This window comes from Bradyrhizobium monzae (assembly GCF_021458635.1).
Classification (GTDB): domain Bacteria; phylum Pseudomonadota; class Alphaproteobacteria; order Rhizobiales; family Xanthobacteraceae; genus Bradyrhizobium.
Window position 1 is genome coordinate 1,443,016 of sequence record NZ_JAIRDQ010000001.1, and the last position, 10,619, is coordinate 1,453,634.

The 10,619-nt window shown below is 64.3% G+C and carries 8 protein-coding genes; 6 read left to right on the top strand and 2 right to left on the bottom strand.

Going from position 1 to position 10,619, the window contains the following annotated elements; translation table 11 throughout:
* Genes gnd through K3F49_RS07060 form a run of 5 tightly spaced genes read left to right on the top strand, consistent with a single transcriptional unit; the run spans position 1 to position 4,642 of the window.
* The gene (gene gnd / locus K3F49_RS07040; RefSeq protein ID WP_234680154.1) at positions 1-999 is read left to right on the top strand and encodes a phosphogluconate dehydrogenase (NAD(+)-dependent, decarboxylating); all 999 of its coding nucleotides are present in this window, start codon (positions 1-3) and stop codon (positions 997-999) included.
* A 29-nt stretch (positions 1,000-1,028) separates the two neighbouring features.
* Positions 1,029-2,540: a glucose-6-phosphate dehydrogenase gene (gene zwf / locus K3F49_RS07045; protein ID WP_234680155.1), complete on the top strand. Its 1,512-nt coding sequence runs from the start codon at positions 1,029-1,031 to the stop codon at positions 2,538-2,540.
* Positions 2,540-3,289 carry a 6-phosphogluconolactonase gene (gene pgl, locus K3F49_RS07050; RefSeq protein WP_234680156.1) on the top strand — a complete coding sequence of 250 codons (750 nt, stop codon included), beginning with the start codon at positions 2,540-2,542 and terminating at the stop codon, positions 3,287-3,289. The genes zwf and pgl overlap by 1 nt, the downstream gene beginning before the upstream one ends.
* Positions 3,276-3,833, top strand: coding sequence for a gluconokinase (locus K3F49_RS07055; protein WP_234680157.1), 558 nt, complete (start codon positions 3,276-3,278; stop codon positions 3,831-3,833). The genes pgl and K3F49_RS07055 overlap by 14 nt, the downstream gene beginning before the upstream one ends.
* Entirely contained in the window at positions 3,830-4,642 is an 813-nt protein-coding gene (locus K3F49_RS07060; RefSeq protein WP_234680158.1) for an HAD family hydrolase, read from the top strand. The genes K3F49_RS07055 and K3F49_RS07060 overlap by 4 nt, the downstream gene beginning before the upstream one ends.
* A gap of 1 nt (position 4,643) precedes the next feature.
* Here K3F49_RS07060 and K3F49_RS07065 read toward each other — a convergent pair whose 3' ends face one another.
* Together K3F49_RS07065 and malQ are read right to left on the bottom strand one after the other, a co-directional pair.
* On the bottom strand, positions 4,644-6,449 hold the full coding sequence (locus K3F49_RS07065; protein ID WP_234680159.1) for a glycoside hydrolase family 15 protein: 1,806 nt from the start codon (positions 6,447-6,449) through the stop codon (positions 4,644-4,646).
* A gap of 31 nt (positions 6,450-6,480) precedes the next feature.
* Positions 6,481-8,460, bottom strand: coding sequence for a 4-alpha-glucanotransferase (malQ, locus tag K3F49_RS07070; RefSeq protein ID WP_234680160.1), 1,980 nt, complete (start codon positions 8,458-8,460; stop codon positions 6,481-6,483).
* 204 nt (positions 8,461-8,664) lie between these two features.
* Here malQ and K3F49_RS07075 point away from each other — a divergent pair, with 204 nt between their 5' ends.
* Positions 8,665-10,611, top strand: coding sequence for a maltotransferase domain-containing protein (locus K3F49_RS07075; protein WP_234680161.1), 1,947 nt, complete (start codon positions 8,665-8,667; stop codon positions 10,609-10,611).
* Positions 10,612-10,619: the final 8 nt, after the last annotated feature.

Sequence of the window (10,619 nt, forward strand, 5' to 3'; positions counted from 1 at the left end):
ATGCAACTCGGCATGATCGGCCTCGGCCGGATGGGCGGCAACATCGTTCGCCGGCTGATGCGCCACGGCCATTCGACCGTGGTCTATGACAAGGACGCCAAGGCCGTCGCCGGCCTCGCCGCGGACGGCGCAGTCGGCTCGGCGACGCTGCAGGAGTTCATCTCGAAACTGGAACGGCCGCGCACGGCCTGGGTGATGCTGCCTGCGGGCCGCATCACCGAGCAGACGATCGAGACGATCGCGGGCGTGATGCAGGACGGCGACGTCATCATCGATGGCGGCAACACCTTCTGGCAGGACGACGTTCGCCGCGGCAAGGCGCTGAAGGCGCGCGGCATCCATTATGTCGACGTCGGCACATCGGGCGGCGTCTGGGGGCTCGACCGCGGCTATTGCATGATGATCGGCGGCGAGAAGCCGGTGGTCGACAGGCTCGATCCGATCTTCGCGGCGCTCGCGCCAGGCGCCGGCGACATTCCGCGCACCGAAGGACGCGACGGGCGCGATCCCCGCATCGAGCAGGGCTACATCCATGCCGGCCCGGTCGGCGCGGGCCATTTCGTCAAGATGATCCACAACGGCATCGAATACGGCCTGATGCAGGCCTATGCCGAAGGTTTTGATATTCTCAAGAACGCCAATACCGATGCCCTGCCGGAGGATCACCGCTTCGACTTCAACCTTCCCGACATCGCCGAAGTATGGCGGCGTGGATCCGTGATCCCCTCTTGGCTGCTCGACCTCACCTCGACGGCGCTTGCCGATAACCCGACACTCTCGGAATATTCCGGCTTCGTCGAGGATTCCGGCGAAGGACGCTGGACCGTGAACGCGGCGATCGACGAGGCGGTGCCGGCCGAAGTTTTGACCGCTGCCCTCTACGCACGTTTCCGTTCCCGCAAGGAACACACCTTCGCCGAAAAAATTCTCTCCGCGATGCGTGCGGGTTTCGGCGGCCACAAGGAGCCGAAGCAGCCGGACGCTTCGAAGCCCAAATAAGAACTTCACAAAGCGAAGGCCAATCGTTCGTGACAAAAGACCAGCAAGCCAAGCGCAAGCCGGAAAATTGCGCCTTCGTCATTTTTGGCGTGACCGGCGACCTCACCCATCGCCTGGTGATGCCCTCGCTCTACAATCTCGCCGCCGAGCACCTGCTGCCGGAAAAGTTCTGCGTCGTCGGCGTGGCCCGCAAGGGCCAGTCGGATGACGAACTGCGCGACAGCCTGTTGAAGGGTCTGAAGCAATTCGCGACACGGCCCGTGGACGACGACATCGCCCGGAGGCTGCTGGAATGCCTGACCTTCGTCGAAGCCGATGCGAGGGACCCGGCCTCCTTCGATCGCTTGCGCGAACATCTGGATTCGCTGGAATGCGCACAAGACACGGGCGGCAATCGTCTGTTCTATCTGGCGACACCGCCCGCCGCATTCGCACCGACCGCGCGCGAGCTCGGCCGCACCGGCATGATGAAGGAGAACGGCGCCTGGCGGCGGCTGGTGATCGAAAAGCCGTTCGGCACCGATCTCGCATCGGCCAAGGCGCTGAATGCCGAACTGCTGAAGATCATGGAAGAGCACCAGATCTACCGGATCGATCATTATCTCGGCAAGGAGACGGTTCAGAATATCCTAGTGCTGCGCTTTGCCAACGGCATGTTCGAGCCGATCTGGAATCGCAACCATATCGACCACATCCAGATCACGGTCGAGGAGAAGCTCGGTGTCGGCCATCGCGGCGGCTTCTACGATTCCACCGGCGCGCTGCGCGACATGGTGCCGAACCATTTGTTCCAGCTGATGTCGCTCGTTGCGATGGAGCCGCCAGCGCGTTTCGACGCCCATTCCGTGCGCTCCGAAAAGGCCGAGGTGCTCACCGCGATCCAGCAGCCGAGCCACGAAGACGCGCTGAGGAGCTCGGTGCGCGCACAATATCTCGCAGGCCGGATCGGCGACGACGAGATCCCGGACTATCGCAGGACCGAAGACGTCAAGCCCGGCAGCACGACCGAGACCTATGTCGCGCTAAAATTGATGATCGACAATTGGCGCTGGGCCGGCGTGCCGTTCTATCTGCGCACCGGCAAGGCGCTGGGCCACAAGCGCACGGAAGTCGCGATCAAGTTCAAGCAGGCGCCGCTGTCGATGTTTTCGGGCACGACGGTCGACCGCCTTTCGCAAAACTTCCTCACCATCGGCATTGCGCCGACCGAGACCATCGAACTTCAGTTCAACGCCAAGATCCCGGGACCGAGCATCACCATCGACGGCGTCGAGATGAAGTTCAAATATGGCGACTATTTCCGCGCCGATCCCTCGACCGGCTACGAGACGCTGATCTACGACTGCATGATCGGCGACAACATCCTGTTCCAGCGCGCCGACGGGGTCGAAGCCGGATGGCAGGCGGTGCAGCCATTCCTCGATGCCTGGAAGAACGCGGGCACCAATGGCATCGAGACCTATGAGGCCGGCAGCGACGGCCCGGCCTGCGCCGACGAACTGCTGCGGCGCGACGGCCGCAGCTGGCGGAAGTTTTCGTGATGGCAGCCGCCGATGAGCCGAAGCTGATCGTCGTCGCCGACGCGGAGGCCCTGGCGCAGGCGGCGGCCGACCGGGTGATGGCGCGGATTTCTGCCAATGCCGGCCGAATCGCAATCTGCCTGACCGGCGGCTCGAGCCCGAAGAAGCTCTATCAGCTGCTCGGCAGCGACGCCTGGCGTGACAAGATCCCTTGGGATCGCGTGCACTGGTTCATCGGCGACGAGCGTTTTGTCCCTGACAGCGATCCCCTGAACAACATGACGATCGCCCGCACCACGTTTCTCGATCGGAATGCGCCGGCAGGTCATATCCATCCGATCCCGACCATGGCCGAAAACCCGGACAAGAGCGCCGAGGCCTATGCGCGCGAGCTAAAAGGCTTTTACGGCTCGGATCAACTCGATCCGGCGCGGCCGCTGTTCGATCTCGTCCTGATGGGTGCCGGCCCTGACGGCCACACCGCCTCGCTGTTTCCCGGCTATCCCGCCGTCGAGGAGACCGCACGCTGGGTCGTCGGCGTCCCCAAGGCCAATGTCGCGCCCTTTGTGCCGCGGGTCTCGCTGACGCTCCCTGCGCTGGCCTCCTGCCGCGAGATGCTGTTCGAGATTGCCGGGCATGACAAGCAGCCGATCTTGACGCGCCTCCTCAATGGCGAGACTCTGCCGGCCGTACGCGCGCGCTCGAATGGTGAGACCGTCTGGCTGGTCGACCAGGCCGCGCTTCCGGAGGGAATTCGTGGCGGGCGTTAAAGCACCTTGTGCGTTGATCGTGATGGGCGTGTCGGGTTCGGGCAAGAGCACGGTGGCGGAATTGCTCGGCAGGCGGCTCGGCTGGCGGTTCGAGGACGGCGACAGCTTTCACCCCAAGAGCAATGTCGAGAAAATGAAGGCCGGCCATCCCCTCACCGATCAGGACCGCTGGCCCTGGCTCAACGCCATCGCCGACGAGATCGCACGGGTCTGCAACAAGGGCGAGCACGTCATCATCGCCTGTTCGGCGCTCAAGCACACCTATCGCGACGTGCTGCTGCGCGGACGCGACGACGTGCGCTTCGTGTTCCTGAAGGGCACGCAGGAGCTGATCGCCGACCGGCTCGCGCACCGCAAGGGCCATTTCATGCCGCCCGGGCTCCTGACCAGCCAGTTCAACACGCTGGAGCCGCCCGAGGCGAGCGAGCACGTCATCACGGCGTCGATCGACGAATCGGTCGAGGCGATCGTGGACGGCATCGTGCGGCAGTTGAAAATCGACGGCGGGAAAAGCAGGGCCAAGGAACCCAGGGCGCAGCCATGACGAAAATCTCACTGGTCGTTTCCGACGTCGACGGTACCCTGCTGACGAAGGACAAGACGCTGACCGAGCGCGCGCGGTCCGCGGTGCAGCGGCTGCACCAGGCCGGCATCGGCTTCACCATCACCTCCAGCCGGCCTGCGATCGGCATGCGCTTTTTGATCGAGCCGCTGGCGCTGTGGCTGCCGGTCGGCCCGTTCAACGGCTCCTCGATCGTCGATCCCGAGATGAAACCGGTCGAGCAGCATTTGATCCCGAAAAGCGCGGCCGAGCGCAGCTTGCAGATCCTCCGCGAGTTCGGCGCCGACATCTGGCTGTTCACCTACGACAAATGGCTGATCGACAACCCGACCGGCAAATATGTCGCGCATGAGCAGCATACGATCCGCTCCGAGCCGACCATCGTGAGCGACTTTACGCCGTACCTCGCCAGCGCTTGCAAGATCGTCGGCGCCAGCGCCGATGCGGCGGGCCTCGAGGCCTGCGAGAAGGCGATGCAGCAGGCGCTCGGCAGCGAGGCCACGGCGGTCCGCTCGCAGACCTATTATCTCGACATCACCCCGCCTGGCTTCGACAAAGGCACCTTCGTGCAGGCCATGGCCAAGCGGCTGGGCATCTCCACCGACGCGGTCGCCACCATCGGCGACATGCAGAACGACCTCGCGATGTTCCGCGTCAGCGGCACCTCGATCGCCATGGGCAACGCCACCGACAGCGTCAAGGAGCAGGCGACGAACGTCACCGCGACCAACGAACAGGACGGTTTTGCCGAGGCGATGGAGATGATCTTGAAGCGGAACGGGGTCGCTTAAGTCACGGCTTCGACCGCTGCATCGCCGGCTTCTCGCTGCCGTGCCTCGCCGCCGAGAGGTTGTGCGCGGTGTTGATCAGCGCGATGTGGGTCAGCGCCTGCGGGAAATTGCCGGTCTGGCGGCGCGCGACGGAATCATATTCCTCGGCCAATAGCCCGACGTCGTTCGCAAGCGCCGCCACGCGATCGAACAGCGCCTGCGCCTTGTCGAGATCGCCCGCGAGCACATGAGCGTCGGCCAGCCACAGCGTGCAGGCCAGGAACGCGCCCTCGATCGGCTGCTTCTCCTCGGAGATCTCGCGCGGATCGTGCCGCAGCACGAAACCGTCGCGCATCATGTGCCTTTCGACCGCTGCGATGGTGCCGCAGATGCGCGGATCGTCCGCAGGCAGGAAGCCGACCGCCGGCAGCAGCAGCACGCTGGCATCAAGCAGCTTTGAACCATAGGATTCGACGAAGGCGTTCTCCTCCGCATCAAAACCCCTGTTGCAGACGTCGCGGTGAATGGCCTCGCGCAGGGTGCGCCAATGCAGCAGCGGCGCCTTGAAGCCGAACGTCTCGGCGCTCTTGATGCCACGGTCGAAGGCGACCCAGGTCATGACCTTGGAGAAGACGTAGTGCCGGGGCTCGCCGCGCCGCTCCCAGATGCCGTGGTCGGGTTGGTCCCAGGCTTCGGCGAGATGCTGGACCACCGCGCATTCCAGCGCCCAGGTCGCTTCATCGTCGAGCTTCAACCTGGCCATGCGCGACTGGTGGAAGGCGTCGATCAATTCACCGTAGACGTCGAGCTGAAGCTGGGCATGCGCGGCATTGCCGACGCGTACCGGCTGCGCGCCCTCATAGCCATCGAGCCAGCCGGCCTCCCATTCCAAAAGCCGCCGCTGGCCCCAGATGCCGTACATGATCTGCATGTTCGCCGGCGAGCCGGCGGCCGCGCGCAGCAGCCAATTGTGCCAGGCCGAGGCTTCCTCGGTGTAGCCCGAATTCATCAGCGCCAGCAGCGTGAAGGTCGCATCGCGCAGCCAGCAGAAGCGGTAGTCCCAATTCCTGGCGCCACCGAGCTTCTCCGGCAGCGACGTGGTCGGCGCCGCGACGATGCCGCCGGTCGGTCCAAAGGTCAGCGCCTTCAGCGTGATCAGCGAGCGCATGACGAGGTCGCGATACTCGCCATCATGCGTGGAGCGGCTGCTCCACTCTTTCCAGAATTTCTCCGTCTCCTGCAGCGCAATCTCCGGGTCGACCGGCGCGGGCGGATCGAGATGCGAGGGGCCATAGGTCAGCACGAACGGCACGGTCGCGCCGGCTTTGACCTCGAAATCGGAGACGGTGGTCAGGTCTTCGCCGCGCGTCTCGACCGGCGTGCGCAGCACCGTCATGTCTTGACCGGCGACCGCCAGCAGCGAATGGTCGATCCGCCGCACCCAGGGAATGTCGACGCCGAAGCCGAAACGGATCACGAGCTCCATCCGCATCTTCACGGTGCCCGTGAGGCCGCGCACCAGCCGCACGATGTCGGAGGCCTTGCCGCGCGGCGGCATGAAGTCGATCAGCGAGACGGCGCCGTCCCTGGTCTCAAAGCGCGTTTCGAGGATGAGGGTATCACCGAGATAGCGGCGGGAAATGGTGGTGATCTCGTCGCTCGGCGCGACCAGCCAGCGGCCGTTCTTGTGCGTGCCGAGGATCGCGGCGAAACATGCGTCGGAATCGAAGGCCGGCCAGCACAGCCAGTCGATCGAGCCGTTGCGCCCGACCAGCGCTGCGGTCTCGCAGTCGCCGATCAACGCATAGTCCTCGATCTTCTCTGACAATGTCGTGCGAGCCTGAGTAATCCTCAGGCCATCAACTCCCGCCAGGCAGCGAACGTTCCCGTGTCGCGGCCTTCAAAGCCGCGAGATCGACCTTCGAGGCGATCTTGTCCAGCGCAACAGGCAGACGCTGGCGCCAGTTCGGATGCTCGTCGATCGTACCGGGAATGTTGGGCTGGTCGATCACGCCGAGCAGGTCCTCCATCGACACCGCGAGCAGCCGCGACGGCGTGCGCGACAGGAAGGCGAGCACCGAATAGAGATCGTTGGCGTTGATGCCGTTCTGGCGCAGGATCTGGTCGAGCCCGCCGAGCGCATTCCAGCGCGCCTGGTCGTCCTCGCCGGGATCGAGCCCGAGCGACAGCTTCATCCTGAGATCGCTGAAGGAGCGCCAACCCGCATAGGTGCAGAGATCATGCGTGTTCAGCGTGACCAGCGCGTTGGGCCGGTAGTGGTCGATATTGCGGAAATGGCCGGCATCGTCGCGCTCGAACATCATGACGAGATAGGACCAGATGCCGAAATCCTGCATGGTCTCGCGAAAACCTTCCGGCACGGTGCCGAGGTCTTCGCCGATCACGATGCATTTATGGGTGACGCTCTCGCGCACGACCGCGGCCAGCAGCGCCTCGAGCGGCATCTGCACATAGGCGCCGTTGTCGGGCTTGAAGCCGCGCGGCACCAGGTAAAGCCGCTTCAGTCCCAGCACGTGATCGAGCCGGATGGCGCCGGCATGGCGCATCGAGGCGGCCACCATGTTGGCAAACGGCACGAAGGATTGCGCCTCCAGGCCGCCTGCGTTGAAGCCCGCGAGGCCCCAATCCTGTCCGACGGTGTTGAGCACGTCCGGCGGCGCGCCGACCGCAAGGTGGCGGGAGATCGCGGCCTGCTCGTTCCAGGCATCGAAGCCGTTGGACTGTACGCCGACGGCAACGTCGAGATAGAGCCCGACGCGCATGCCGAGCTCGGCCGACAGCTCCTTGGCGGCGCGCAATTGCGAATCTGCGGTCCATTGCACGAATTCGACGAACTCGACCTCGTGCTTGTCCGCGCCATTGCGCAATTCAGCGCATTTGGCATCGTCCGGCTGCCGCCATTCCACCGGCCATTCCCACCACGGCGTCGCGAAACGATGCCGCAACACCTCGAAGCAGGCAAAGCGCGACAACAACGGCCCCCGGTCGGCGCGGAAGGCGCCAAACTGGTTGCGGCGGACCCCGCTCGCGGTTTTCACGAAACTGTCAAAGGCGGCGCGCAAGCCCAGCCATTTCAGCCCCGCCATATCGGCATAAGGGACACGATCACCTTCGCGCAGCCGCGCGGCGGTCGTGCCCGCGTCCGGGATGAGGTCTGCCGAAAATTCCGGGATGGCCTCGACGTCGATATAGAGCGGATTGAGAAACAGCCGGCTGTTCGGCGAATAGGGGCTGCAATCGGCCGGATGATCGTCGAACAGGACATGCAGCGGATTGAGTCCGACGCCGTCGGCGCCCAATTGCCTGGCGAGCCTGACCAGGCCGGCGAGATCGGTGAAATCGCCGATGCCCCAATTGCGATCCGAGCGGACGCTGTAAAGCTGCACGGCGAGGAGCCAGCCGCGGTCGAAATCGCCGCCAAAGGCGCGCTCGGGTGCCACGATCATCGGCACCTCTTCCGCCTCGCCTTTCGCATCGGTCAGCGTCAGCCGGTGATAGCCGAGCGGCAGGCCGTCGGGCCATGCGATCACCGGCTCGCGCGTCTCGCCTTGCGCGATCACATCAGGCTTGCCGCTGGTTTGGCCGTCGCCGGTGATCTTCCATTGCAGCGGCGCCGCGCCGATGGCCGCGAGCTCGGTGCGCGGATTGCCCAGCGCGCGAACCACGACAGGTCCGCTGACGAAGCGGTAGACCCGCTTCTCCGGCAGGGCGTCGAGGATGGATTTGAGCGCCTCGGGCGCGGTGACCCGCAGCTTTCCGAGGGCATCGACGAATTCGGATTGAACGCCCTTGATCCGGGCTTGGGCTAAAAGGTCCATTCGGCACGCAGCTTGCAAGCCATTCTCAGGCCGGGGGCATCGATTTTAACGTGGTCGCAGAAGAGGTTAGTCGCACTTAACTCACAAACCGCGCCTCCCGTTCCCAGGGGAACCAATGACACACAAGCGGCATTCTATATAGGTATCAAGCGTAGGTTCCCGACAAGGGAAACGGGCCCCTGCATTCTTGTCAATGGCATCACCGTGAACAAGACAATTCAAACTGTCGAGAGTGCCGCTTCAGGCAGCGCTTTCCTCATCGAAGATATCTATCCGTTAATCGACGGCGGCCGTTTCGCCGTGAAGCGGATCGCGGGCGATCGCATAGAGGTGTGGGCCGACATCTACCGCGACGGCGACGCCACCATCAGCGCCGCGCTGATCTGGCGCGGCGAGCAGGAGCGCGAATGGCGGCGCGAGATCATGATCCATCATGGCGATGACCGCTGGTCCGGTGCGTTCGTGCCGACAGAGCCCGGCCAATATGTCTACGCCATCGAAGCCTGGACCGACGAATTCGCCACCTGGCGCCACGGGCTCGAGCGCAAGCAGCTGTCCGGCGGCGATGTCACGCTGGATGCGATCGAGGGCGCGGGCCTGTTGACCAAGGCGCATGGTGCGCGGCAGGACGCCGCGGCCGTGATCGTCAGGCAATGCGAAAACTATCTCGGCAGCGGCGATGTCGCTCCGCTGCTTGCGACCGAACTGAGCGAGGCCATGGCCGAGAGCCAGGCGCGACCCGACCTGACCCGCTCGGCGAACTTCCCGCTGATCATCGACCGCGACAGAGCGCGCTTCGGCGCCTGGTATCAGATGATGCCGCGCAGCCAGAGCCGGGTCGCCGGCCAGCACGGCACGCTTCGCGACTGCATCGCGCGCGTGCCTGACATCGCCGCGATGGGCTTTGACGTGCTGTATTTCACGCCGATCCACCCGATCGGCCACACCCGCCGCAAAGGCCGCAACAATGCTGCCGTCGCAACCGAGGGCGAGCCCGGCTCGCCCTATGCGATCGGCGCTACCGAGGGTGGGCACGATACGCTGCATCCTGAACTCGGCACCATTGAGGATTTCCGTGCGCTGGTCGCGACCTGCCTCGAATACGGCCTCGAGGTCGCGCTCGATTTCGCCGTGCAATGCTCGCCGGATCATCCCTGGCTGACGCAGCACCCGGAATGGTTCAAATGGCGGCCGGACCGTTCGGTGCGGACGGCGGACGGCCCGTATTCGGATATCGTAATCCCCGATTTCGCCTCCGTCGACCGGATTGGCCTGTGGAACGCGTTTCGCGATGCCATGCTGTTCTGGATCGACCACGGCGTCACCATCTTCGCGATTGACAATCACGATACCGCGCCATTGCCGTTCTGGGAGTGGCTGATCCGCGACATTCGCCTGCGGCATCCCGAGGTGATCCTGTTCTCCAAGACCTTTGCGCGACCAAAGCTGATGAAGGGGCTCGCCAAGCTCGGCTTCGCGCAGTCGTTCAGCTATTTCCCCTGGCGCACGACGAAGGCGGAGCTGGAGCAATATCTCGGCGAGCTCTCGCACTATCCCGAGCGGGACTTCTATCGGGCTAACCTGTTCGCCAACACGCCGGACCTGCTGCCCTATCATCTCCAGAGTGGCGAAGCCTGGATGTTCAAGTCGCGTGTTGCGTTGGCGGCAACGCTATCGGGCAATTACGGCCTCTATAGCGGGTTCGAACTGCTCGAGCACGAAGCCGTCCCCGGCCGCGAGGAATATCAGGATTCCGAGAAGTACCAGATCCGCCAGCGCGACTGGGACAAGCCCGGCAACATCAAGCCCTACATCACCGCGCTCAATCGCATCCGCAACGACAACGCGGCGCTGCAGCAGACCACAAATTTACGCTTCCTCGGCATCGACGACGGCGAGATCATCGCCTTCGCCAAGGAAGCAGCCGAACCGGCCAACACCATTGTCGCGGCCATCGCCCTCTCGCGCCATGCGCGCGAGAGCTGGTTGCCGCTCGGCGACCTCACCATCGACGTCGGCGGCGAACGCCGCCACGTCACCACCCTCGAAAATCTCATGACAGGCGAACAGTCCCGCATCGAATGGGGCGGGATCAGGTTGCGTATCGATCCCGACCGCGATCCCGCCCTGCTGTTCCGCTGCCTGGCGTAAGGATCAGG